General features: G+C 37.9%; 24 protein-coding genes. 18 read left to right on the forward strand and 6 right to left on the reverse strand.

Going from position 1 to position 26,806, the window contains the following annotated elements; all coding sequences use genetic code 11:
• Nucleotides 1-148 precede the first annotated feature (148 nt).
• A complete protein-coding gene (locus LK994_RS11720) occupies nt 149-796 on the forward strand; it encodes a hypothetical protein (RefSeq protein WP_229760271.1) in 648 nt (215 codons plus the stop codon).
• Nucleotides 797-943: 147 nt separating this feature from the next.
• Here the strand turns inward: LK994_RS11720 and topA are convergent, their stop codons facing one another.
• Nucleotides 944-3,496, reverse strand: coding sequence for a type I DNA topoisomerase (topA, locus tag LK994_RS11725; protein ID WP_229760272.1), 2,553 nt, complete (start codon nt 3,494-3,496; stop codon nt 944-946).
• 195 nt (nt 3,497-3,691) lie between these two features.
• Nucleotides 3,692-4,540 carry an alpha/beta hydrolase gene (locus tag LK994_RS11730; RefSeq protein WP_229760273.1) on the reverse strand — a complete coding sequence of 283 codons (849 nt, stop codon included), beginning with the start codon at nt 4,538-4,540 and terminating at the stop codon, nt 3,692-3,694.
• Between the two features lie 19 nt (nt 4,541-4,559).
• On the opposite strand from LK994_RS11730, the gene LK994_RS11735 reads away from it, so the two are divergent.
• From LK994_RS11735 to LK994_RS11765, 7 genes are all read left to right on the forward strand, one after another.
• Nucleotides 4,560-5,318: a Rossmann-like and DUF2520 domain-containing protein gene (locus LK994_RS11735; RefSeq protein ID WP_229760274.1), complete on the forward strand. Its 759-nt coding sequence runs from the start codon at nt 4,560-4,562 to the stop codon at nt 5,316-5,318.
• A 279-nt stretch (nt 5,319-5,597) separates the two neighbouring features.
• Entirely contained in the window at nt 5,598-5,933 is a 336-nt protein-coding gene (locus LK994_RS11740) for a 2Fe-2S iron-sulfur cluster-binding protein (protein WP_229760275.1), read from the forward strand.
• A 103-nt stretch (nt 5,934-6,036) separates the two neighbouring features.
• On the forward strand, nt 6,037-6,276 hold the full coding sequence (iscX, locus tag LK994_RS11745; RefSeq protein WP_229760276.1) for a Fe-S cluster assembly protein IscX: 240 nt from the start codon (nt 6,037-6,039) through the stop codon (nt 6,274-6,276).
• 115 nt (nt 6,277-6,391) lie between these two features.
• Nucleotides 6,392-6,913 carry a KdsC family phosphatase gene (locus tag LK994_RS11750; RefSeq protein WP_229760277.1) on the forward strand — a complete coding sequence of 174 codons (522 nt, stop codon included), beginning with the start codon at nt 6,392-6,394 and terminating at the stop codon, nt 6,911-6,913.
• A 53-nt stretch (nt 6,914-6,966) separates the two neighbouring features.
• Nucleotides 6,967-7,920 carry a geranylgeranylglycerol-phosphate geranylgeranyltransferase gene (locus LK994_RS11755; protein WP_229760278.1) on the forward strand — a complete coding sequence of 318 codons (954 nt, stop codon included), beginning with the start codon at nt 6,967-6,969 and terminating at the stop codon, nt 7,918-7,920.
• Between the two features lie 6 nt (nt 7,921-7,926).
• Entirely contained in the window at nt 7,927-8,493 is a 567-nt protein-coding gene (locus tag LK994_RS11760) for a Maf family nucleotide pyrophosphatase (protein WP_229760279.1), read from the forward strand.
• A 151-nt stretch (nt 8,494-8,644) separates the two neighbouring features.
• On the forward strand, nt 8,645-9,907 hold the full coding sequence (locus LK994_RS11765) for a DUF2851 family protein (protein WP_229760280.1): 1,263 nt from the start codon (nt 8,645-8,647) through the stop codon (nt 9,905-9,907).
• Between the two features lie 6 nt (nt 9,908-9,913).
• Here LK994_RS11765 and LK994_RS11770 read toward each other — a convergent pair whose 3' ends face one another.
• A complete protein-coding gene (locus LK994_RS11770) occupies nt 9,914-10,318 on the reverse strand; it encodes an OsmC family protein (RefSeq protein WP_229760281.1) in 405 nt (134 codons plus the stop codon).
• A 41-nt stretch (nt 10,319-10,359) separates the two neighbouring features.
• Between LK994_RS11770 and LK994_RS11775 the strand changes: the two genes are divergently transcribed.
• Together LK994_RS11775 and lipA are read left to right on the forward strand one after the other, a co-directional pair.
• Nucleotides 10,360-11,145, forward strand: a complete 786-nt coding sequence (locus tag LK994_RS11775) for a hypothetical protein (protein ID WP_229760282.1) — start codon at nt 10,360-10,362, stop codon at nt 11,143-11,145.
• A 26-nt stretch (nt 11,146-11,171) separates the two neighbouring features.
• Complete coding sequence (gene lipA / locus LK994_RS11780; RefSeq protein ID WP_229760283.1) at nt 11,172-12,095, forward strand: lipoyl synthase; 924 nt, start codon at nt 11,172-11,174, stop codon at nt 12,093-12,095.
• 424 nt (nt 12,096-12,519) lie between these two features.
• Here lipA and LK994_RS11785 read toward each other — a convergent pair whose 3' ends face one another.
• Both LK994_RS11785 and LK994_RS11790 read right to left on the reverse strand, forming a co-directional pair.
• Nucleotides 12,520-13,485: an ROK family protein gene (locus tag LK994_RS11785; protein WP_229760284.1), complete on the reverse strand. Its 966-nt coding sequence runs from the start codon at nt 13,483-13,485 to the stop codon at nt 12,520-12,522.
• Nucleotides 13,486-13,516: 31 nt separating this feature from the next.
• Nucleotides 13,517-15,214, reverse strand: a complete 1,698-nt coding sequence (locus tag LK994_RS11790) for an MFS transporter (protein ID WP_229760285.1) — start codon at nt 15,212-15,214, stop codon at nt 13,517-13,519.
• A gap of 120 nt (nt 15,215-15,334) precedes the next feature.
• Here LK994_RS11790 and LK994_RS11795 point away from each other — a divergent pair, with 120 nt between their 5' ends.
• The 4 genes from LK994_RS11795 (at nt 15,335) to LK994_RS11810 (ending at nt 21,809) form a co-directional block, all read left to right on the forward strand.
• A complete protein-coding gene (locus LK994_RS11795) occupies nt 15,335-16,750 on the forward strand; it encodes a glycogen synthase (protein WP_229760286.1) in 1,416 nt (471 codons plus the stop codon).
• An 85-nt stretch (nt 16,751-16,835) separates the two neighbouring features.
• Entirely contained in the window at nt 16,836-18,116 is a 1,281-nt protein-coding gene (locus LK994_RS11800) for a glucose-1-phosphate adenylyltransferase (RefSeq protein ID WP_229760287.1), read from the forward strand.
• A gap of 319 nt (nt 18,117-18,435) precedes the next feature.
• Nucleotides 18,436-19,953, forward strand: coding sequence for an MFS transporter (locus tag LK994_RS11805; protein ID WP_229760288.1), 1,518 nt, complete (start codon nt 18,436-18,438; stop codon nt 19,951-19,953).
• A 5-nt stretch (nt 19,954-19,958) separates the two neighbouring features.
• Entirely contained in the window at nt 19,959-21,809 is a 1,851-nt protein-coding gene (locus LK994_RS11810; protein ID WP_229760289.1) for a glycoside hydrolase family 13 protein, read from the forward strand.
• 103 nt (nt 21,810-21,912) lie between these two features.
• Here the strand turns inward: LK994_RS11810 and LK994_RS11815 are convergent, their stop codons facing one another.
• Entirely contained in the window at nt 21,913-22,689 is a 777-nt protein-coding gene (locus LK994_RS11815; RefSeq protein WP_229760290.1) for an RDD family protein, read from the reverse strand.
• 124 nt (nt 22,690-22,813) lie between these two features.
• Between LK994_RS11815 and LK994_RS11820 the strand changes: the two genes are divergently transcribed.
• Genes LK994_RS11820 through LK994_RS11835 form a run of 4 tightly spaced genes read left to right on the forward strand, consistent with a single transcriptional unit; the run spans nt 22,814 to nt 26,804 of the window.
• Nucleotides 22,814-23,818: a stage II sporulation protein M gene (locus LK994_RS11820; RefSeq protein ID WP_229760291.1), complete on the forward strand. Its 1,005-nt coding sequence runs from the start codon at nt 22,814-22,816 to the stop codon at nt 23,816-23,818.
• Nucleotides 23,818-24,609 (forward strand): hypothetical protein, encoded by a 792-nt coding sequence (locus LK994_RS11825; protein ID WP_229760292.1) that lies wholly within the window; start codon nt 23,818-23,820, stop codon nt 24,607-24,609. Before LK994_RS11820 ends, LK994_RS11825 begins: the two co-directional genes overlap by 1 nt.
• The gene (locus LK994_RS11830) at nt 24,610-25,827 is read left to right on the forward strand and encodes a DUF4350 domain-containing protein (protein WP_229760293.1); all 1,218 of its coding nucleotides are present in this window, start codon (nt 24,610-24,612) and stop codon (nt 25,825-25,827) included.
• Complete coding sequence (locus tag LK994_RS11835) at nt 25,827-26,804, forward strand: AAA family ATPase (RefSeq protein ID WP_229760294.1); 978 nt, start codon at nt 25,827-25,829, stop codon at nt 26,802-26,804. Before LK994_RS11830 ends, LK994_RS11835 begins: the two co-directional genes overlap by 1 nt.
• Nucleotides 26,805-26,806 lie beyond the last annotated feature (2 nt).

Here is a 26,806-nt window from a genome sequence, read left to right on the forward strand (position 1 = left end):
ACAAAATGTTTCTGTTACCCCGCCGTAACAAAAACATCCTCAATACTACTTAAAGGCATAGCTGTTTATAGAAAGCACATATACCCAATTGAGGGTACTAATAATGCTAAGAGATTTTGTACATTCATATTTCTAAATTTTAATTCATATGCATTCAGTCAAATTCATAGTTGCATTCTTATTTTTAAGTATAGGTTCTATGGCACAAACCTCCAACCTTTCTTTTACGTATAAAAAAAATGGTAAAGCAATGAATGCAACTATTACAAAGCATGATACACTGGTATATCATTGCCAGGCATTGGTAATGCAATATGATGTCTTTATTGTTGTAAATGAATTTTCAGATCAGAAGATCGACCTCTCTTATCAGCAAAGTGTTTCCTCCAATAAATGGCATGTAGTAATTCCCGGAAGCACTTATAAAACTACCAGGAATTATACCACTTATTTTGGCAGCGATAAATTAAATATGAGTTTGATGGATTCCCTGGTATTTTGGTTTAGCCGGGACAATTACAAAGAAATAATTGCTAACGGTACTACATCATTAAAAATAGACAGTTACCCAAAGGAATCTTTTGCCCTTGCAACAAACGTAACGCAGACCGCCATTAAATATAAAGGCGAAGCTGTTACCATTGAAACTTTTGACATCAATAATAAACAATCCATTTACAAGGATCCTACAAGAACAATGACCCTTCTCAATGACGGTAATAACAGGTTGATAGTAGGATATATATTTGGGTCAAAAAGTTTTGGTTCTGTGGCACAGCTTACGGAGATCAGATAAAACGGTTATTATTTATCCCAATAGGCGCAAAGACTCCGTCCTGAGTCTATTAAAATTTTGTGGCGTGGGAGTTCGAATCTCCCTAACAAAAAAATAAAAAAGCCCACTCAGTCAAGTGGGCTCTCATATGTAGAGGTTTGTTTCAATCTATTTCTTCTTCGCCGCAGCTTTTTTAGGAGCAGCTTTCTTCTTAGCAGGTTTATCAAATGCTTTCGGTTCCTGAGCAACGATCATTTTTTTCACTTCCTCAAGGTCTATTACTGCTAATTCTTCAGGCGTGTATTTACCGTTAGCACCACCACCTACCAACTTCAGCATTTTTTTACCAAAGCGGATGAATGGGCCCCAGCGGCCATTTTCGATAGCGATCTTTTCTTCGGGCCATTGCTGAATAAAGCGATTGGCTTCTTTCTCCATTTTCTTTTCAATCAGCTCATCACAATCTTTTTGTGTCAGCGTATCAAAATTATAAGCACGGGGGATATTAATAAATAAGCCGTTCCATTTAATGAACGGACCAAAGCGACCTTTGCCTTTAGTGATAGGCAGTTCATTATAAAAACCGATAGGAGCGTCTTCCACTTTTTTGGCGTTGATGATCTCAATGGCTCTTTCCAGATCAACCGATGAAGGTTCTTCGCCTTTAGGAATAGACACAAACTGATCACCGAATTTTACATAAGGGCCAAAGCGTCCAATGTTCACCGTTATTTCCTGTCCTTCGTATTCACCAAGCGGAGCACCGAGCTTGAATAACTCAAGCGCCTCTTCCATACTGATGGTTTCAATGCTCTGTGTATTCTTCAGTTTGGCAAATTTTGGTTTCTCTTCATCACCTGTAGCCTGTGCACCGATCTGTACCATCGGGCCATAGCGGCCCATACGTGCAATGATCGGTTTGCCATCTTCACTCACTCCCAACACACGTTCGCCTACGGCACGTTCAGCCGTTTCCAACGTATGCTCTACGCCGTTATGAAAAGGGCCGTAGAAATCTTTCACCATATTGTTCCAAACGATCTTGCCTTCGGCAATATCATCAAACTCTTTTTCAATGTTGGCAGTAAAAGAATAATCCATTACATCTTTAAAATGCAGACTTAAAAAATCTGTTACCACCAAACCCAGATCGGTAGGGAAGAGCTTCGATTTTTCTGCGCCGGTATTTTCTGATTCAGTTACTTTTTGAATGGTATCGTTCTTCAATTTTAAAATCCTGAAATCTCTTTTAACGCCTTCTTTGTCTTTTTTCTCTACGTAAGTACGTTTGATAATGGTAGAGATAGTAGGAGCGTAAGTACTCGGACGGCCGATGCCTAATTCTTCTAACTTCTTTACCAGAGAGGCTTCTGTATAACGTGCCGAGTGTTTGGTAAAACGTTCGGTGGCGGTCATCTGGTTGAAGTCGAGCGCTTGTCCAACAGTTAAATTCGGTAAACGGCTTTCATCGCCTTCTTCCGTTTCTTCATCATCGGTGCTCTCCATATATACTTTTAAGAACCCGTCGAATTTAATTACTTCACCCGTAGCCGTTAGTTCTTCGTTGTTGGTGCTGATATTTATTTTAGCGATGGTCTTTTCCAATTCTGCATCACTCATTTGAGAAGCGATGGTACGCTTCCAGATCAACTCATATAAACGGGCCAGTTCAGGATCGTTTACTGTATGGTTTTCCATGTAGGTAGGACGAATGGCCTCATGCGCTTCCTGTGCTCCTTCGTTCTTATTCTTGTATTTGCGTATTTGCAAATATTTATCGCCATAGCTTTTACTGATCTCTGCTTTGATGGCATCCATGGCTGTTTCACCCAAGTTCACACTATCCGTACGCATGTAAGTGATCTTACCGCTTTCGTATAGCTTTTGTGCCAGCAACATCGTCTTACTTACACCATAGCCTAATTTCCTACTGGCTTCCTGTTGCAGGGTAGAGGTGGTGAAAGGTGCCGCCGGAGTACGTTTGCCGGGCTTCACCTGTATGTCTTTTACGGTGTATTTTGCTCCCACACAGCTTTCTAAGAACTTCTGTGCATCTGCTTCCTGGCTATATTTAGCACCTTCTGCTTTGAATGCAACGGTTCTGTTATTGATATCTGTTGCAGCAAGTGATGCTTCTACTTTAAAACTGCTGACAGGAGTGAATTGATTGATCTCTCTTTCTTTTTCTACAATCAGTTTTACAGCTACGCTCTGTACACGGCCGGCACTTAAGCCGCCTTTCATACCGATCTTACGCCACAACACGGGGCTCAGTTCAAAACCTACAATTCTATCCAATACTCTTCTGGCTTGCTGGGCATCTACCAGGTTCATATCAATGGTACGAGGATTTTGTACTGCTTTTTGTATGGCGGGTTTGGTGATCTCATGGAAGACGATACGCTTGGTTGTCTTTGGATCTAATTTCAACACTTCAGCCAAATGCCAGCTGATACTTTCTCCCTCACGATCCTCATCCGATGCCAGCCAAACTTCATCACTTTTCTTTGCAAGGGCTTTCAGTTCGCTTACTACCTTTGTCTTTTCGGGTGATATAATATATTTAGGTTGAAAATTGTTTGCTATATCGATACCCATATCGTTCTTCTCCAGGTCTCGAATATGCCCGAAACAACTTTTTACTTCGAAGTCCTTTCCAAGAATGCCTTCAATCGTTTTTGCTTTTGCCGGACTTTCTACTATCAATAAATTTTTAGCCATAATTACTTTTACTGTTTTTATAACCGACTGAAATTCAATTGGTCGGTATCTTTTTCGTCTCATTAAGACGAGCCTGAACAACCACACCTTAACAAGACTTTTTTAACCTCGTAAGGGTTCCTTTATACTGCAATATTAGTTTAAAATTGAAAAATCAAAATTTTTAATAAAATTCTGTAGCGGAAAAATGGATGGTTATAGAAAGTTTATAACCTGTTCTCTTACATCATCATTGTTATAAATTTTATGATGTCCGAGCCCGTTGGTAACATAAAAAGTTATGTTGGGGAGTTGTTTTTCTTCCAGTTCAACCACATCAGCATAGGGGGTGATCTCATCATCTTTATCATGTACCCATAACACACTTGATCTGATCTTATTCATTGCTCTTTTAATAGAGAACCATTCAATTTGCTGGTGACTTACCTTAAAGATCAGGTTCTCGATCTCATTCATCATCGATTTATCTGATATTTTTAACATGCCCAGCATATTACGGATGGTAGTGGTGGTTTCTGTAGCAGGGGCGATGAGTGCCACTTTAAACTTTTCGTTGTCCTTGATATCTTCTAATGCCAGGCAAAGCGCCAGGCCTCCAAACGAGTGAGCAATAAAATGATCGATGGGGCCAAAACGATCAATTGCTTTTACGATCATATCCCTGTAATCCAGGGCATTGATCGTTCTGCCCTGGCTTCTGCCATGTGCCGGAGCATCAAAAGCCAGTACTTCAAAGCCTCTGTTCAGCAGGGATATAATGTATTTTTCAAAACGATGTGAGGCTGATGAAAATCCATGAATGATCAATACACGTTTTACACTCCCTGAATTTTTCCAGCGATAGCCCCGGACTTTTTTCCCGTGTAATACAAACTTTACAGACTTAGCTTGCTGATAGATAAGCGGCATGGTATCCCTGTCGGGAGGAAAGGGGGTACAGAGAATTTTAAACGCTTCCTCTGCAGCCTTTTGCTTAGAAAAAGCTGCAATGAACTTTATTTTACGCCTAAAGAAAGCGAATATTAATCTTTGCCTTAACTTCATAAAAAACAAATATACTAAAATGAGAATAGTAATGATTGGTTCGGGAAATGTTGCTACAGTTTTAGGTAAGATCATTAAAAAAGCAGGACATGAAATATTGCAGGTGGTAAGCAGAAATGAACATGCCGCTGAATCATTGGCAGAAATATTGGGGTGCGGACATTGTGGGTATAAAGGACTGATCGATGAGACTGCAGATATCTATCTATTTGCCATATCAGATACCGCTCTGTACGAAGTGGGAACAAATTTTGACTTTGGAAAAAAGATAGCATTGCATACTGCCGGCTCTGTTTCAAAAAATGTGCTGGAACATGTTTCAGCCAACTTTGGGGTTTTGTATCCTCTGCAGAGTCTACGTAAAGAGATGACGAGTATCCCGGTAATTCCTTTACTGGTTGATGGAAATAATAAAGAGACAAAGAAAACAATAGAAGAATTTGCACATACACTTTCACCGATCGTGTCGCCTACTACTGATGAAGAACGTGTGAATCTTCACCTGGCCGCAGTAGTAGTTAGTAATTTCAGCAATCACTTATATGCTTTGACGGAAGATTTTTGTCAGAAGGAAAGAGTTGATTTCCATATGCTGCATCCTATTATTGCAGAAACTGCTTTACGCATTGAAAAAAAATCTGCTGCCGAACTGCAAACCGGCCCGGCATTAAGAAATGATTTTGTAACACTGGAGAAGCACCTTAAAATGTTGCAACGCTATCCTGCCCTTAAAAATATCTATTTGAAAATGACGGATAGTATCATGTCTTCCAAATAAGTGATGGGATGAGTTTGAGAACATAACGTAATGTAGCATTACTGAAGCTGAGTTTACAGTAGTGCAAAAGCTATATCAGGGAACAAATCGACAAAGGGGCTGTAATCCTTTGTCGACGGCTTTTTTGGTTACTTTTTTTCCGCAAAAAAAGTAACATAAGTACTTTTTTAATATAATAGTCTGCCATTTTATTTCCCAAACTCGTATACTCTAACTCAACTAAGTTTTCATTAATTGGCAATTCTACAGTAGGTTTGCAGTCAGATATTAGTATAAAACATGTATAACATCACATTTAATTTTGAGCAGAAGGGACTGGATTCTATCACACTCAATAATATAGAACCCGACCAGTCGTTACTGGAGGTTGCACTGAAAAACGACATTGATCTACACCATAATTGCGGGGGTGTTTGCGCTTGCAGCACCTGTCATCTTTATGTAAATGAAGGCGAAGATTTTTTAGAGGAACTAAGCGATAAAGAAGAAGATTTTATTGACAGAGCAATAAGTCCGAGATTGAATTCAAGACTTGGTTGTCAGTGTGTATTACAAAGCGGAAGCGGTAATATTGTTGTTACCTTACCCGATCAAACACAATTTTTAGGAGAATAATTAATTAATCAATTTGGAAATTTGATGATGTAAAGATTTCAATGTTCCGAAAGCATCTTATCATCTCCAAATTACCAAATCTCCAAATCATCAAATTAGATATATGACGCATTTTGAGCCACCCATCCACTGGAATGATTATGAAGATATAGCCATGAAACTGTACGAACGTTTCGGCGATGATTTTGGCGAAAGCCAGATCTACCGTATTCGTTTTACCGATCTGCACAAGTGGGTAATGGAAATACCAAAATTTGCCGGCAAACCGGAAGAAAGTAATGAAGGACATCTGGAAATGATACAGAGTACCTGGGTGTATGAATGGAGGGATAACCAGAAATAATTAACCAATTTGGAGATTTGGAAATTTGGAGATCTGCTGATGAAAAGACTTCATTATTAGAAATACTTTTCATCATTTCCAAATATTCAAATCTTCAAATCTTCAAATCAGAATAATGAACATTCTCGAACATTTCAAATCTATCAAAACATTCGTATTTGACGTTGATGGCGTTTTGGCTACCGACACATTACTGGTATTAAGCGGTGGCGAGATGGCTCGTAACATGAACAGCAAGGATGGATATGCATTACAATTGGCTGTAAAAAAAGGATACCGTGTGGTAATTATTTCCGGCGGACTTTCAGAAGCCGTGAGAGAACGCCTTAACCGATTGGGGATACAGGATGTTTTCCTAGGTGTGAATCATAAAAAAGAAAAGCTGCAGCAATATGTAGCTGAAAATAATTTATCCCTCAATGAAACCCTGTATATGGGAGATGATATCCCCGATTATACCTGTATGCAATTAGTAGGGTTGCCATGTTGCCCGGCAGATGCAGTACCAGAAATAAAGGAAATATCAAAATATATCTCACCAATTATCGGTGGTGGCGGTTGCGGCCGGGATGTGATAGAAAAAGTATTGAAGCTGAATAATGACTGGGGGCTGGATACAACAGTGGCTTCTAAATAATCTTTTACCATTATTACTATTTCAATACGTATTTTCGTATAAGAAATAAAAGCATGAAACTAATTGCCGCATTTTTTCGATTGATACGTTGGCCCAATCTTTTTTTTATTGTTTTAGCGCAAACGCTTTTTTACTACTGTATCATTCTCCCTTCTTTACCACAGGAATATCATTTACAACCACACCGCATTACTGATCTCATTTTTATTCTAATCATCATCGCTTCCGTTTTTATAGCAGCAGGTGGTTATATCATAAACGACTATTTTGATATCAATATCGACCAGATCAATAAACCAGGTAAAATGGTGGTTGAAAAGATCATTAGTCGCAGATGGGCTATTTTATGGCATATTATCGTAACAACGATCGGAGTAGTGATCAGCATCTACATATCACTTAAAACCAATTGGATCATTGCGGTGGCCAATATTGTTTGTACCATGTTACTTTGGTTCTATTCTACAACATTCAAAAAGAAATTATTATCAGGTAACGTCATCATATCACTGTTAACTGCCTGGACATTATTTGTACTTTATTTTGTTGCCGATATTGATTACAAAGCAGGAGTAGTGGTTAGTGTGCCTGTTAAACTAACCATGCAACGTATATATAAGTTTGCTGCTTTATATGGTGGTTTCGCTTTTATCATTTCCCTGGTAAGAGAAGTGGTAAAAGATATGGAAGACATGGAAGGCGATGCAAAATACAACTGCAAAACAATGCCAATTGTTTGGGGTATACCTGCCTCTAAAGTATTTGTAGCTGTATGGCTGGTAGTATTGACAGGGGCGCTGGCGGTGATACAGTTTTATGTACTGCAATTAGGATGGTGGGAAAGTGCGCTGTACTGTTTTATCCTGGTCATTCTTCCTGTTATCTGGGTGCTCAGAAAATTATACAAGGCTCAAACATCAGCACAATATCATCAGTTGAGCAGAGGGATCAAACTGATCATGCTTACAGGTATACTATCAATGATATTTTTCAGGATCTACCATTAAATCTTTATGCAAAAAATAATTCTTGCTTCACAATCTCCTCGTCGTAAACAATTATTAGAATGGGCCGAAATACCATTCGATATTATCGTAAAAGAAACCGACGAATCTTATCCTTCCAATTTATCAGTAGATGAAATTGCTATTCATATTGCAAAAAATAAAGCGGTTGCCGTTAAAGAATTAATTTCTCAGCCAACAACAATTTTAGCGGCAGATACCATTGTGGTATTGCACAATGAGGTCATTGGTAAACCTAAGGACAGAACAGATGCTATCAATATCTTATCTAAACTCTCCGGACAAAAACATCAGGTGATCACAGGCGTATGTATTTCATCCGCCTACAAAGAAATTGTGTTTGCAGATACTACAGAAGTGGTATTTCATCAATTATCTGCAGCACAAATTGAATTTTATGTAGACAAATACAAACCATACGATAAAGCAGGTGCTTATGCTATACAGGAATGGATCGGCGTTGTAGGCATTCAATCAGTAAAAGGCGACTTTTATAATGTTATGGGATTACCGGTGAGCAGGGTGGTGCAGGAACTTGGTAATTTGATGATTTGAAGATTTGGAGATGTGGAGATGTGAGTACCTTAATATTTATAAAAAGTCTTTTATTATCAAATCTCCAAATCATCAAATTACCAAATTTTCCAATTACCATGCAACCATTAGTTGAATAATTCCCTCAAGTAATTATCACAACTAATTGTTTATGACAGAGAAACTGCTGCAATATATCTGGCAATTCCAATATTTTAACAAGAGCGATCTGACCACTACTACAGGTGAGGAACTGCAGATCATCTATCCCGGTAAACTTAATCCCAACCAGGGCCCCGATTTTTTAGATGCTAAAATAAAAGTAGGCAATACTATCTGGGCAGGTAATATCGAATTGCATATACATACTGCTGATTGGAATGATCATCAGCATAGTGATGATGCCAATTATCGAAATATCATTCTGCATGTTGTATGGCAGGATGATGTGCAATTGAATGAACCATTCTTTACAGTTGAATTACAGGATCGTACTTCTGTATTACTGTTAGAAAGATATACAGCCTTGATGAATGCAGAAACTTTTATTCCTTGTGAGAAAAATATTCAGTCGGTAAATCCGCTTATCTGGAACTCCTGGAAAGAAAGATTGCTGATAGAAAGATTACAACACAAATCAACCAATATACTTAGTTTTTTGTCTCAGAATAATAACCATTGGGAGGAAAGTTTCTGGTGGCTATTAGCAAGAAATTTCGGTGTAAAAGTAAATGCAGATGCTTTTGAAGCAATAGCCCGTTCTATACCCATAAATATTTTGGCCAAACATAAAAACCAGATCCATCAGACAGAAGCATTGTTATTAGGACAGGCCGGATTATTGAATACAGATTGTACCGATGATTATACGCTCATGCTGAAAAGAGAATACCAGTTTTATAAAAATAAGTACAAGCTTGACCCCATCAATATTCCGTTACATTTTTTACGAATGCGTCCTTCTAATTTTCCTTCGGTAAGATTGGCGCAATTGGCCATGTTGATACATTCCAGCACTCACTTGTTTTCCAGAATTAAAGAGATCAAAGTATTGAATGACATACAAGCATTATTAGATGTAACTGCAAATGATTACTGGCATTATCATTATATGCTGGATGAGCCTTCTGCGTATAAAGAGAAAAAACTGGGAACACAAATGATACACAATATCTGTATCAATACGATCGTGCCGGTACTGTTTGCTTATGGCCATACTATCGATGAACAGGAATATAAGAACCGGGCTTTGCAATGGCTTGAACATATCCCTGCAGAAAAAAATGCCATCACCAATGGATATATGAAATTGGGTATTGCTAATAAAAGTGCTGCGGACTCCCAGGCACTCATTCAATTAAAAAATGAATACTGCAGTAAAAAAAGATGCCTGGACTGTGCTATCGGTAATAAGCTACTTAAAAGCAGCATATGAGATCGATCACCAGTGGTATTCAATATTCAATACAATATCCGGATGTAGGCTTTTTATCACCGGGCAATGGTCACCCACTCTCTGCAAAATGGTCTTGTCATTTTCAGCCAGATCTAAGGATGACGGAAAGTTCACTACAATATCAATTTGCCCGATACGTCTTGGATCGGAGAGCATATGTTTCTTTACAGATATACCGGTATCTTTCAGTTCAATTCCCATATCCGTGGCCTTCATTGCCATCGTTGTGATCATGCAGGTTCCCAGGGCAGTGCATACCAGGTCGGTTGGAGAAAAACGTTCACCTTTCCCCCGGTTATCAGTAGGGGCGTCGGTTTCAATAGCTGTACCACTTTGTAAATGGGTGGCCACACATCTTAAATTTCCTTCATATACTATGGTTGCTGTCATTGTACTATTTTTGCATAAATTTACAGAAGTAAATAGCTATCATGCGTAAAATATTTTTATTCTTTTTGTTGTTCATTGGCACCTTATCTGTAATGGCACAAAAAACCAAAAAGGAGCGGAAAGAAGAGCGGAGGCAACGAATCAATGCGCTTATTAAACAAGATGAAGAGGGGGTGATTGCCTACCATAAACATACCGTTTACGGACTAAAATTAACTACAGATGGCTATGGGTTGTTTTTCGAGACCGGCAGAGCCAGATCTGTTAAAAAGGCTACACTTTTTCAATTTGAGATAACAGAAAGAAAGCACCCGAAAGAAGAAAAACAAAGCAATCCTTATGTATCCACCATTCCATATGTTTATGGAAAACAAAACTTTGTATACAACATCAAATTAGGAGTTCAACAGCAAATATTATTAGGAAACAAAAGCAACAAGAATGGTGTTTCTGTAACAGCTAATTATGGTGGCGGAGTGAATATTGGTCTGTTAAGACCTTATTATGTTCAGGTAATTTCTTCTCCTACTTCAACAGAATTTGTTAAGTACAATTCTCCCGACAGTGCATTGTTCTTAAATAACGGTGCTATCATAGGTGGGCCGGATTTTGGTAAAGGTTGGGGCGAAATAAAAATAAACCCGGGAGCATATGTAAAAGCAGGATTTAGATTTGACTACGGAAAATTCAATGAGATGGTTAATGCAGTAGAGCTTGGTCTGACGGCTGAGGTATACAGCAAAAAGCTAGAACAAATGGTATATGTAGAACAAAAGCAATTTTTCTTTGGAGCTTATGTAGGCATCATGTTCGGCAGAAGGAAATAAAATAATTAATGATTAAATATTTTTAAATGATAGAGTTACCGGTATTGGATGGAGTAGTGGAGCAACGTCCTAAAAAACCTAATTGGTTAAGAGTTAAATTGCCTATCGGCGAAGAGTATAAGCATGTAAGGAATTTAGTAGATACACACAAATTGCATACGATCTGTGAAAGTGGTAATTGCCCTAATATGGGTGAATGCTGGGGAGAAGGAACAGCAACCTTTATGATACTGGGAAATATCTGTACACGTAGCTGTGGATTTTGTGCAGTAGCTACCGGCAGACCCGAACCTGTTGATTGGGACGAACCTCAACGTGTTGCAGAAGCGATCAACTTAATGAAAGTTAAGCATGCTGTTGTTACTTCTGTTGACAGAGATGAGATAAAAGACGGTGGCAGTATCATCTGGTATAACACCATCAAAGCAATCAAGACATTAAATCCTTCTACAACTCTAGAAACACTGATCCCGGATTTTAAAGCCGAAGCAGAGAACATACAACGCATCATTGATGCTGCTCCTGAAGTGGTATCACACAATATTGAAACGGTAGAACGGTTAACGAAACAGGTTCGTATCCAGGCAAAATACTGGCGCAGCATGGAAACACTGCGTATTTTAAAAGCAGGCGGAATGCGTACTAAGAGTGGCATCATGCTTGGATTGGGTGAAACCAAAGAAGATGTGATACAAACCATGCAAGACCTTAGAGATAGCAATGTAGATGTAATAACTATTGGGCAATATCTTCAACCAAGTAAAAGACATTTAGCTGTACAAAGATTTGTACACCCTGATGAATTTAAAGAATTACGTGAAATTGGCTACAATATGGGCTTTGATTATGTAGAGAGCGGTCCGTTGGTACGGTCGTCTTACCATAGCGAAAAGCATGTGATACAAGGATGGGGAAAAAATAAGTGGTTAGAAGAGAAACAGTTACAATAAAAATAGTAATGGTACGTTGTGCTTATTACTATAGATATATAGTACATTTTACGATATTTCCGTAAAAATGGTGTCTTAAAAAAGGGTCAAATCCCCTCTTGACAAAGGGGGGTAAAGTTTTCTACTTTTACAGTCTAATCTAAGAAGACTATGGAAAACAAAAGTACCCAAAACCAACATGCTACTGCCTTATCAAATTTCCTTAAGATCATCTCATCTGTATGCAGATCCCTTTTCGAATCTCCGGATAAAAAAGATTTTCAGCGACTGAAGGACTTTATTGCATCGTAGGCTTTAACCACCTACGTGCAATGGTGCATTGTGCCCTTTCTGAAAACTCTATGTGGATATGTACTTGTTCGGTGCATTGTACAGGACAGTACATAGACACATAGTACACCTGAGAAATATCTGTCTGACCAGATTACTCTTTTATATCCCAAACCAATGCGCTTGCACCTAGTATTGCCGCATCAGCTTCATTCAATTCGCTGAACAATAATTTTACTTTATTTCTGAAGATCGGTAACAGATTTGCTTCCATGTGTTGTCTTGTAGGATTCAGCAATAAATTACCAGCCTTTGTAAGTCCGCCAAATAATACGATCGCTTCGGGTGAAGAGAACATAATGAAGTTTGCCAATGATTCACCTAATATCTGTCCGGTAAATTCAAAAATAGAATTGGCGATATCATCTCCCTGCATAGCACATTCATATACTGTCTGACTCGTCAATTCATTGAGAGAAAAATCTCTTAACAAACTTTCTTTTTCAGGATGTTCAGTCAATAATTCTATCGCTGTTTCTCTAACTCCTGTAGCAGATGCATATGATTCAAGACTGCCATGCAATCCAGTGGTTTTATGTAATCTGCCTCCGGGTCTGATCACAGTATGTCCCAGTTCTCCGGCAAAGCCATCATGACCAACAACAATTTTACCATCAATAACAATTCCACTGCCAACTCCTGTGCCCAGTGTGATCGTTATAAAATGTTTCATGTTCTTAGTACATCCATACATCATTTCTCCAACAGCGGCTGCGTTGGCATCATTGGTAAGTTTGGTAGGCAACCCAAAATTCTTCTCCATCAATTCTGCAATAGGAATGATTCCCTTCCATTTTAAATTAGGTGCATACTCGATCGTGCCAGTATAAATATTTCCGTTAGGAGCACCCATGCCAATGCCGATAAAATTTTCAACTCCGCCATGTTGCTCAATCATTGGCATTAACTTGTTATAAAGGTCGTCTATAAACTCTTCTACTACCTCATGTTGATTGGTAGGAATTCTATCCTGCACTAAGATTTCTCCTTTTTCGGTAACAATACCAAACTTGGTGGTAGTGCCGCCTATATCAATACCAACTGCGTATTTCTTTTTCATAAATGATTAACTTCTTTTAAACTGATAAATTTTAATGTCCGCCTGCTGCATCATTACTGATACTGTAATCAATTCCTTGTCTTTTTAAAATACCTTTTACTGCAAATGCAAAAAACGCCAGATATGCGAAGCAGAGAACCGGTACAAAATAAGATTGATGAATACCGATCACATCTGCCAGTTTACCTTGGATAGGAGGAATAATACCTCCGCCTAAGATCATCATGATCAAAAAAGCAGATCCTTGTGTGGTATATTTTCCAAGGCCTGCAATCGATAAAGCGAAAATACATGGCCACATAATAGAACAAAATAAACCTCCACTTAAGAAAGCGTATATTGCTACTGTGCCTGTTGAAAAAAGTCCGACCAACATAGCAGCTACTCCCAATAAACCAAACACCAGCAAAGTTTTTGCAGGATTGTCTTTACTGATAAAAGAAGCAGCTATTTGAATCAGCACACAAATAATGTAATAGTACAATGCTGTCATATCATATTTGGCAATTGTATTTACGGTAATGATCACACCGAAGGCAATCAAGGGAGCAACAAACTGCAACAACATTTTTGTTTGCTTGCTAAAATTAAATGCGCTTACTGCACCTGCCCATCTGCCTATCATCAGGCTTCCCCAATACATAGAAATGAAAGGTGCTGCTTCTGAAGACTGACGACCACCAAACGCAGGTTGTTTCAACAATTCACTAAGATTACTACCAATTGCAACCTCTACACCTACATAAACAAATATGGCGATCATGCCCAAAACCAATTGAGGGTATTGCATTGCCCCCCAGCCATTCGGATTTTTTTTCGCTTTCATATTGGCAAACAATAAACCGATCAACACCACGGCCAATGCTCCTAATAACCATTTCATTCGGTATGATTCCATGCTGTGTCTTTCAATATCCGTTGCATTGGTAAGATCAGTTTTGTAACTACTGAAAACCGGCACAAACATGATGATCAATAAACCGGTTATTATCAGTAAAGTATTGAGTGCTTTATTGGCCTTTTCTGTTTTTTCTTCTAACACACCTGCCGGCACTTTTTTAGAAAAATAAAAGAGTGCTGCAGCTGCAAGAAATAATGCGCCAACACAAGTGTATAAAATAATTACTTTATTTAAACTCAATGCAGCGATCTGTTCATCTGTAACAGCAGCTGTGGTGCCAAACAACGCAAATGCAACAACAATAGGGCCGATAGTAGTACCAAAAGAATTGATGGCTCCACCCAAATTAACCCTGCTGGTTCCTGTAGCAGGATCACCTAATGAAATAGAAAAAGGTTGAGCTGAAGTTTGTTGTAAAGAAAAGCCTAATGCAACAATGAACAGACCGACCAACATTCCAGCAAAAGTATTTGCATTCACTGCAATGATCATTGCAGCAGCTCCCATTGCAGAAAACAGTAACCCGTATACGATACTTTTTTTATAACCCCATTTGCCTACCAGGTCTTTACCACCAAAAGCTCCATAAGCAAATAAACCTAATGCTCCAATATAATAAGCAGTATAAAAAGCAAAGTCAATTAACTGGCTTTGGAATTGATCAAGATGGAAATAATGTTTGCAAAAGGGAATAAAAATACTATTGCCGGCAGCAATAAATCCCCAGAAAAAAAATACGGTAACAAGTGTGCTTAATGCACCATAATTAGTAGGTATTTGTGTAGATTCTACATATTCGCTAATGGTGCTTTTTTTTTCAGTCGGCATCGTATATAAAAATTTGGCTGAAAGTAGAATAATTTAAGCAAACTGAAAAATTTTGAATACTTATATTGCTGGTAACAAAATCCTTCTTAATTTACCAACAATAAAAATATTGTACAGTAAATGGAAATAATACATATCAGTGCAGAGTGTTATCCGGTAGCAAAAGCTGGTGGATTAGGTGATGTGGTAGGCGCTTTACCAAAATATCAAAATCAACTCGGCCACATATCCAAAGTAGTGATGCCGATGTATAAAACCAAATTCCTGAATGCTCATTCATTTGATGTAGTGCATAAGGGAGGCTTTCATATGGGAGCCGCAGGTTTTATTGATTATACTGTTATCAAAGAAAGAGTGAATACCCTAGGCTTTGATCTGTATCTGATCGATATCTATGGCTTGCTGGACAGAGAAGCGGTATATGGTTATGATGATGATGTAGAAAGATTTGTAGCTTTTCAGATCGCTGCTGTTGATTGGATAAGCAGATGGAATCACCGTCCGGACGTAGTGCATGTGCATGATCATCATACGGCATTGATCCCTTTTATGATGAAGCATTGTTATGTGTACCAACATTTAAATACCATCCCTACCGTATTGACCATACATAACGGACAATACCAGGGATGGATAGGATGGGATAAAACTAATTTCATTCCTGCCTGGGATCCATGGAAAGCCGGTCTATTGGAATGGGAAAACACGGTGAATTCGCTGGCATGTGGCGTTAAATGTGCATCGAAGGTTACCACTGTTAGTCACAGTTATCTGCAGGAGCTCAAACACATGGCCAACGGATTAGAAAAATTATTTGAATACGAAAAAGGTAAGTGTATAGGTATTTTGAACGGTATAGATGATGCTGTATGGAATCCATCCACAGATACCTATATCGATTACAGGTATGGAATAGAAGATGCCGACGAAGGCAAGCTAAACAATAAAAAAATATTGTGCGACCAGTTTAATTTAGACATCAACAAACCATTGATCATCTTTATAGGAAGGCTGGTACATGAAAAGGCTGCAGACCTTTTACCTGCAGTCATAGGTGATTCTATCTATCATTTGCAGGGCCAAATGAATTTTCTCATTTTGGGCAGTGGCGAAACCTGGATCGAAGGGCAATTAGCCAGTATGAACCATCAGTTGACAGGTTATTATAATTCAAGGATCGGTTATAACGAACAGTTGAGCCACCAAATGTATGCAGGAGCGGACTTTTTACTGATGCCCAGCAGGGTAGAGCCTTGTGGTTTAAACCAGATGTATTCAATGAGATATGGTACTGTACCTATTGTAAGAAGTACCGGGGGGTTAAAGGATACGGTGATCGATTACGGCGACAAGAATGGATATGGAGTGCGATTCAATGACGCATCTGTAGGGGATATCACTCATGCCATTTACAGGGCACTTCAATTATACAAACATCCCAAGCAATTAGACAAAGTAAGAACAACGATGATGGAGATCGATAATAGCTGGGAAAAGAGTGCAGGTGAATACATTGAAGTGTATAAACAATTATAAAAGAAAATTGTAATAATATTTCAAGCAATAAACTTTATACCGTAATTTTAAACGCTTATTAATTTCTATATAAAACAGTATCACAATGATAGGAAAATCAGTAATATCAATAGTTTTAGGCGGAGGAGCCGGAACAAGATTATATCCTTTAACTGCCAGCAGAAGTAAACCTGCGGTACCGATTGCAGGAAAATACAGATTGGTTGATATTCCTATTTCAAATTGTATCAACTCTGGTATCAACAGAATTATGGTATTGACACAATTCAATTCTGCTTCTTTGAACAAGCATATCAAGAACACTTATCAGTTCAGTATTTTCAGTAGCGGTTTTGTTGATATTCTGGCAGCAGAACAAACCCCGGATAATCCGAAATGGTTCCAGGGAACAGCTGATGCGGTAAGACAATCGTTAAGGCATATACGCAGTTATGATTACGACTATGTATTGATATTATCCGGCGATCAACTCTACCAGATGGATTTTACCGAAATGATAGAAAATCATAAAAAACGAAATGCCGATATTACTATTGCCACCATACCCGTAACAGCCAGAGAGGCCACAGAGTTTGGTATATTAAAATCTAATAACGAAGGGGTGATCACTTCATTTATAGAAAAGCCTGCTGCAGAGTTATTGCCTGAATGGGTAAGTGATACCGGTGATGCAATGAAAGCAACCGGACGAAATTATCTGGCATCAATGGGTATTTATATTTTCAGCAGAAAATTATTATTCAGTTTGTTAGAAGAGGAACATGGTAAAGCCACAGACTTTGGTAAAGAGATCATTCCGGATTCTATCAGTAAATACAAAGTGCTTAGTTTTCAATACGACGGTTACTGGACAGATATTGGAAATATCCATTCTTTCTTTGAGGCGAACCTGGCTTTGACAAAAGATATTCCTGAATTCAATTTGTTTGATAACGCAAAAACAATTTACAGCCGCTCCCGTATGCTACCGCCTGCAAAAATTAGCGGTACTACATTAGAACGAACGATCATTGCAGATGGTTGTATCATTCATGCTTCCAGAATTGAGGATAGTGTGATCGGTATTCGTACAAGGATCGGCAAAGGAACTACCATCTCCAAATGTTATATGATGGGTAGCGACTCGTATGAAACGCTGGAAGAAATTACTTATGCAGAAGAAAGAGGCATTCCCAAAGTTGGTGTGGGGGAACGTTGTTTTTTAAATAATGTAATTGTAGATAAGCATTGCCGTATTGGTAATGATGTTCGTATCAATGGAGGCAATCATTTACCAAATGGAGATCATTCTTTGTATACTATCAAAGATGGCATTGTGGTAATTAAAAAAGATGCGATCATTGAAAATGGTTTTGTGTTACAATAAAAGAACTTTATAAAGAATAAAATGTAAGCCCTGTTTATGCAGGGCTTTTTTTATACATGTTCGTACATATTCAACAGCTGAATTCATACGCCCGATAGAAGCGGATACCCCGGTGAAGGTTTGTGCGCAAGCCTTGTGCCGGAGTAGCAGCGAATAGCGGGGCTGAAGTTGAGTAAGCGTACTATGCCAGCGTACAAATTAACTATGCAATAAACCTGAAAAACAGCACCTTTAACAGCCGTTGAACATGTTTTTTTTTGCAGTAAAATAAAAATGTGTATTTTGTACACGAATAAACGATCATTTCTAAACTATTGCTATGTCAGAATTAAATGGAGCCATTCAAAAGCCCCGATTAAGCCTATTTCAGATTGTGAATATGAGTGTAGGTTTTTTGGGAATTCAATTTGCATTCGGATTACAGAATGCCAATGTCAGCAGAATATTTCAAACCCTTGGAGCAAAGATCGAAGAGATACCTATTCTTTGGATCGCAGCGCCTTTAACAGGATTAATAATGCAGCCTATCATTGGGCATATGAGTGATAAGACCTGGTTGGGGAAATTCGGAAGGAGAAGACCTTATTTTATGGTGGGAGCCATTTTAGCTGCATTGGCATTATTTGCCTTTCCTAACGTAGCAGCATTGTGGGTGGCTGCTGTTTTATTGTGGCTGTTAGATGCATCAATAAATATTTCGATGGAACCTTTCAGAGCATTTGTAGGTGATATGTTGCCGGACAATCAGCGAACAACCGGTTTTGCGATGCAAAGCTTTTTCATTGGAGTAGGTGCGGTTATTTCGTCTATGCTTCCATATATTTTAGGAAAATTTGATATCACCGATCAGGCGCCTCTTGGTCAGCTACCGGATACAGTGAAATATTCATTTTATATCGGCGGCATTGTGTATGTGATCGCAGTAGCATATACGGTTTTTACAACACAGGAGTATTCTCCGGCACAAATGAAATCATTTGGTGTACTGGACGATGAATCTACCGCTAAAAATATAAAATCCAACTGGTCTTCTTTTTTCAACAAGGGTTTGGTATGGTTGGTGATTGGAGGAATATTGACAGCTGCTTTATACCTCTATAATACGACCACTGAAGTTAAATTAGAGAAAGAATTATATGTGTTGACTTGTGGGGTTGCTTTTTTCGGGCTGTTGCAAATGGTTGCAGGGTTGTTTCACAAAAGCAATATGGACAATGGTTTGGTGGAAGTAATGGATGACCTGAATTTTTTACCTGACACCATGAAAAAATTAGCTGTTGTTCAGTTTTTTTCCTGGTTTGCCCTTTTCTCTATGTGGATATACAGTACACCGGCATTAGCACAGCATTTGTATAATACTACTGATACAGCATCTTCTCAATATAATAAAATTGGTGATTGGGTAGGAGTGATGTTTGGTTCTTATAATGGCTTTGCGGCTTTGTTTGCATTCCTTTTACCGGTGTTATCTAAAAAATTCTCTCGTCCAAAAGCACATATGATCGCATTGATCGCCGGAGGACTTGGTCTGATCTCTTACTATATTTTTAAAGAAGAAAAATTATTGATCATTAGTATGGCAGGTGTAGGATTAGCATGGTCTAGTATTTTATCAATGCCATATTCTATTTTAACACAAACATTGCCGTCGCACAAAATGGGAGTTTACATGGGAATTTTTAATTTCTTTATTGTAATTCCACAAATATTGGCAGCAACACTTTTAGGATTCTTCACTAAACATCTTTTTGGAGATCAGGCAATTTTATCGATTGTTTTAGGAGGATGCTCCATGTTAGTAGCAGCCTTATTATGTTTACGAATCAAAGAAAAATAATTATTATGAAGAAACTTTTTATTGCCAATTGCCTGTTGTTCATTGCCTTTTGCTCAGTAGCTCAATCAGGTTATAAATGCTATCCTACCAATTGGTGGACGGGTATGAAATGGAACAAAGTACAGATAATGATCCATGGTGATGCGATCGCAAATGCAGCCGGTGGTTTTACCATCAATTATCCCGGTGTAAAACTTCTTAAGACCAATATAGTTGAAAGCAGTAACTATGTTTTTTTAGATATTGCAATTGCTCCTGCAGCAAAACCCGGCATTATAAAAATTAAAGTAAACAGAGCAAATTATCCTTTTGATATAGATTTTGAATTGAAGCCAAGACGTAAGGGTAACGGTAGTGCCTATGCTCAGGGGGTTAACTCCAGAGACCTCATGTACCTGATCATGCCTGACAGATTCAGTAACGGTGATCCGAGTAATGACAGAATAGAAGGCATGAGAGATCAGACATTGAACAGAGATACCGTATTCAACAGGCATGGCGGAGATATACAAGGTATCAGTAACCATTTGGATTATTTACAAGACCTGGGGGTAAACACTTTATGGTTAAATCCTATTTGGGAAAATGATATGCCTAACCGCACTGAACACGGTTATGCATTTACTAATCATTATAAAGTAGATCCAAGACTTGGTGGAGAACAGGCGTATCATCAATTGATAGAAGCTATCCACAAAAGAGGAATGAAGATCATTCAAGACGCAGTGTATAATCATGTGGGCAGATTTCATTTAACTGTTCTTGATCCTCCAATGAAAGACTGGCTGAATCAATGGGATAACTATACCAATACATCTTATAAAGACCAGACATTGTTTGATCCGTATGCAGCTCCATCACAAAAGAAAATAATGAGTGATGGCTGGTTCACGAAAGAGATGCCTGATCTGAATGAACGTAATCCTTTTGTTGCAAACTTTTTAATACAGCACGCTTTGTGGACTGTAGAGGAATTTGGAATTGACGGATGGCGTATTGATACATATGCATATAATGATCTGGAATTTATGAATAAGTGTAACCAGGCATTAATGAACGAATACCCCAAGATCACTCTGTTTGGCGAAACATGGGTGCATGGTGTGATCAATCAAAGCTTCTTCTGTCAGAATACTTATAATATTCCATACAAAAGTAATTTGCAGGCTACTACCGATTTTCAAACGTTATGGGCTATACAAGATGCCATGACAAGAGATTTTGGATGGGATGATGGTATCAATAAACTATATACTACGCTTGCGCAGGATTTTGTTTATAAAGATCCGACAAGACAAGTGATATTTTTAGATAACCATGACCTGAGCCGTTTCTTTTCTACCATTGGAGGAAATATGGATAAATACAAATCATCTTTAGCATGGTTGATGACGTGCCGTGGTATTCCTCAATTGTATTATGGTGATGAAATTGGCATGACAGGGTTTACATCTCCTAACGACGGATATGTCCGTCAGGATTTTATAGGCGGATGGAAAGGTGATTCCGTGAATAAATTTACAATTAAAGGAAGAAGCCAACAGGAACAAACCATCTGGCAATATGTAGCAACGCTAGCTAATTACAGAATGGGATCATCTGCGCTTACCACCGGTAAAATGATGCAGTTCTTACCTGAAGATGGCGTGTATGTGTATTTCAGATACGATGCTAAACAAACGGTGATGATCGTGATGAATACTGCCAAAGAAGAGAAAACTATTTCGGTAAATAAATATACGGAACGTACTGCCGGCTTTACCAAAATGCTCGACGTGTATACTAAAAAACAAAGCGATCTAAAAGATTTTAAACTGGGGTCGTATCAGGCTGTTGTGTTGGAATTGCAGAAATAATACATTCAATTTGAAGATTTGGTGATTTGAAAATGTATGGATATCAAGATTTAGAAAATCCGTCACATTCAAATCACCAAATCAACAAATCAGCACATCGGCTCTATTCTCTGGTGGCCAGGTAATTATAATCGGCCATAATTCTTTCTAAAAAATCCATAGCATACATATCGGTAGTTATCTCCAATACATCTTTTACTTTTGTTGCCACCCGATTACACATTTGATGATTGTTGGATTTCTCCGCTTGCGTTAATACATTTTTAATGGTATTGATATCCCGATCGCTTAATGTAATTGCTTGAGGGAATTTTACTTTATATCCTTGTTCGGTTAGGTTCATGAATATTGTATCATGTACGGTAAGGTTAGATCTAGTATTCACCACAACAGTACCAGCAACTATATCGCCTATACGCTGATTGTTTTTTGAAGCAGATATGATAATTATGGAAGTGATCCCTCCAAGAAAAAGGATCATAAAGCCCCAGGTGGCATTTCCCCAAAACAAAAAGAATACTATAAACCCCCATTCGTAAAAACGCATAAACCATCTTAAGAGATACTGACTAAGCGTCGGCTCACCACCATCCAGACTTACTACTTTGATTTTAAAGATCTTTTTACCGATCGTTTGCCCGTTCAGCCACAATTCTGTAAGCAGTGTATAAAAGATCATCGGAATAAAAATAACAAGAAACACGAAGCCTATACTGCCTTCGCCAAGACTGAAGCCTCCAAAAAGCACATATATCATACTGAACAGATAAATGATCAGCAAGAAAAAGTCTATCATATACGCAAATAGCCTTTTATGAAACTCTGCAATTTCAAATTCAATATCAATATTGAAAGGGGTGGCTATTTGTATCAGCGGCATAACTCTTGCAAATTACAGATTGCTGTTTACAGATGAACTTTTTTACGAAAAAATCTTGCGTACAATTTTTACGAATTGACCATTTTTAAACTGCAATCAGTAAATTTGTTAAATGCGTGAGGCAATGTTCATAAAAAAGAATGTAGACAAATGGAATGAATACCAACATTCCGAATCTACTGACCCCGATGAAACAGCCGAACGTTTTGTAACATTGGTTGATGACCTGTCTTATGCCAAAACGTTTTACCCTAAAAGTAAAGTTACCCGTTGGATAAATTCGATAGCCGCTTCTATCTACCTAAATATTTACCAAAACAAGAAAGAAAAATACAACCGCTTTTTTATTTTCTGGAAATACGAATTACCGCTGCTTTTTAAACGGTATCACCGGATATTATTATTTACATTTCTGGTATTCTTACTGTTTGTAGCCATTGGTGTATTCGGTTCTATAAAAGAACCTGGTTTCATCCGTGGAGTACTAGGCGATGCCTACGTAAATATGACAGAAGAAAATATTGCAAACGGAGATCCGTTTGGCGTGTATAAAAGCGATAACCCTTTTACTATGTTCGTACATATTGCCATGAACAATATTTTTGTGGCCTTCCTCATGGCAATAGGAGGTATTCTTTGTGGCGCCGGCACACTATTTTCTATGTGGCAAAATGGTTTAATGTTAGGCTGCTTTCAATACATGTTTTTTGCCAAAGGCTTAGGTATACAGTCAGTAATGGTAATATGGGTGCATGGCACGCTGGAGATACTATCCTTTGTAGTAGCATCTACCGCAGGTTTCATTATCGCCAACGGAATTCTTTTTCCGGGTACCTATTCAAGATCGATATCTTTCAGGCGAGGGGTAAAAGATGCATTAAAAGTAATGATCGTATTGGTTCCTATTTTTATTTTAGCCGCATTTTTTGAAAGTTATGTTACACATTTAATGAGTAACACATATGATAAGCATAACAATATCGGCTTACCCGTGTGGGGTAGCGGTTTGATCCTGTTTCTTTCGTTGGTATTTATCGTTTGGTATTTTGTAATTCTTCCTATTCAGTTACATAAAAAGGGCTATCAGGTATCAACCGGTGGTTTTTTAAAAACTCCTGCTGCCATTTAATGCCCCGATCAAAATTCATCATATCATTTTTACTATTATTATTGTGCAGCATTTACTCTACTGCACAGGACATTACGGTAGATACTGTTGTTTCAAGCATAGAAGAGCCTCCCAAAGAAAATTCAGAAAATACAGAGAAATTCATTTATGCAGCAGAACCCGACACTACTTTGTATGCGACGGAAAAATTGGTGTCAAGAGATTCGATAAATCAATATAAAAAAAGCGAAGCTTTTGCTTATGCTAAAAATCTGGATAGTATCTTAAAATCCATGCAGAGAAAGCAGGAATTCAATGCCGATATAAAACCTCCTGAGAAAGGCTGGATAGAACGTTTTTTTGAATCTCCTATTACGCATACTGCTTTTTGGATATTGGCCATTTCATTTGTATTGATCATCCTGTATAAATTATTTTTTACCAAAGGATTTTTTCAACGGCCAGCAATTAAAAATGATATCAATACATTACCTGAGGAAGAAGAAGTCTCGATTGATGGAGATTATGAAAAACTGATCGCCTTGGCAGTTGCTGATAAAAATTATCGTTTAGCGATCAGATATTTATATCTGCAAACACTACAAAAACTTTCAGCATCTGGTGCAATAGTATTTGCCGCTGATAAAACCAATGATCAATATCGAAGAGAGCTTATGTCAAAACCATATAAGAAAGATTTTGCAGCACTCACTTTGAATTATGAGTATGTATGGTATGGAGAATTTGAGATAGATGAACTGATCTATATAAAATTAAAAACAACGTTTCAACACTTTCATAATCAATTATAGTTGCCGCAATTTATACGATATTATATTTTTCTATTTATCACTATTGTGATGGTGGCTGCATGCAATCAGCAACCATCTAAACTACCTGTATTAACTGAAACTTTCGAAAAAAAAGATAAGACTCCTTTTGGTACTTATATCACTTACAACCAGATGGAGCAGCTTTATCCACACAATACGATCTTTATTAAACGGCAAAATTTCCAAACTACCTGGAGTGAAATTTCTGACACAAAAGCTTTATATGTTTCGATCAGTAATAATGTGTTTTTAACAAAGGCTGATGTCACAGCTATGCTACAATATGTTTATGCCGGCAATACCATGTTTATTTCTGGAAATAATATTGACAAAAAATTACTGGATACACTTGGTTGCAGCACTACTGAATCTCAGGACATGCCATATGTTGTGCCTGAGTTGATGAACTATACACATGTAGGACTTGAACCTTCCTTGTTTAATGACTCCACCAAATACAGTTATTTTTATTATCCGCTTGATAATAAATTTCTGAAGTACGACACAGCACAATCAAGAGTATTGGGTGTCAATCAAAATGGCAAGCCTAATTTCATTCTGCTCTTTCATGGAAAAGGAAGATTCTATTTACACCTGGAACCCAAAGCTTTCAGCAATTATTTTTTATTACAGAAAAGTAATTACAAATACCTGCAACAGGCATTGGCATTTACCAATGAAAACCCGGAGCAGGTTTTTTGGGATGATTTCTATTGTAAGAAAAATTATGCTACAAGTGATGGAGAGTCGGAAGAGGGTACTTTTGCTATGCTGACAAAATACCCGCCTTTAAAATGGGCCCTATGGCTTACTTTACTGTTGTTAGCCTTATATATATTGTTTGGAGGCAAACGAAGACAAAGGATCATCGAGGTAGTAAAACCCAATATTAACACAACAGTAGCTTTTACTGAAACTATAGGAAGATTATATTTACAGAGTAAGAACAATCGAAATATTGCCGATAAAATGATCTTGTATTTTTTTGAACAGATCCGTACACAATACTTTTTGAATACCAATCATCTGAATGACGAGTTTATTGATACTGTAAGCAGAAAAAGTAATGTATCGATCGAAAAGACTAAAAAACTATTTAAAACAATTCACCAGATTCAAAATAATTTTGATGTAAGCGATCATCAGTTATTGTCATTAAACAATCAAATTGAACACTTTAATAAAACTAAAATATAATGGAAGAAAATATTTTTCAGCAACGCATTGATCTTTCCGGTCTTAATAATGCTGTAGATAATATCCGCAACGAAATAAGTAAAGTGATCGTTGGTCAGCATAAAATGCTCGACCTATTGATGATTGGCTTATTAAGTGACGGACACATTCTGATAGAGGGGGTGCCAGGTGTAGCTAAAACGCTTACGGCAAAACTGCTGGCGAAGATCATAGATGTAGACTTTTCCAGGATACAGTTTACTCCCGACCTGATGCCTAGTGATGTGATCGGAACATCTGTATTCAATCCAAAAGAAAGTGATTTCAGTTTTAAAGCAGGGCCAATATTCAGCAACATTGTTTTAATAGATGAGATCAACCGGGCTCCGGCAAAAACACAAGCTGCTTTATTTGAAGTAATGGAAGAAAGGCAGATCACCGTAGATGGCGTAACACACGAAATGCGTTTTCCATTTATTATTTTAGCTACACAAAATCCTGTTGAGCAGGAAGGTACCTATCGATTACCTGAAGCACAACTGGATCGCTTTATTTTTAAAATTGATGTGCAATATCCAAGCCTGGCTGATGAGATTACCATCTTAAATAATCAACACGGCAAACTGCAATCACAATTATTGACCGATGTAAATAAAATATTATCTGCTTCAGCCATACGTGAATATAGAACATTGATACAATCAGTAATTGTAGAACCTCGTTTAATAGAATTCATCGCAAAAATTGTGAATGAGACCCGTAACAATCCTGCATTGTTTTTAGGTGCATCGCCAAGAGCTTCATTGGCAATATTGAAAGCAGCAAAAGCCAATGCTGCGATCAAAGGAAGAGATTTTGTAACTCCGGAAGACATAGTGGATATGGCATTCCCGGTGTTACGCCATCGTATCATTCTCACTCCAGAAAAGGAAATGGAAGGCATTACAGCAGATGATCTGATCGACACCATTCTTAAATCAATAGAAGTACCCAGATAAGA

The organism is Ferruginibacter lapsinanis (genome assembly GCF_020783315.1).
Taxonomy (GTDB): Bacteria; Bacteroidota; Bacteroidia; order Chitinophagales; family Chitinophagaceae; genus Ferruginibacter; species Ferruginibacter lapsinanis.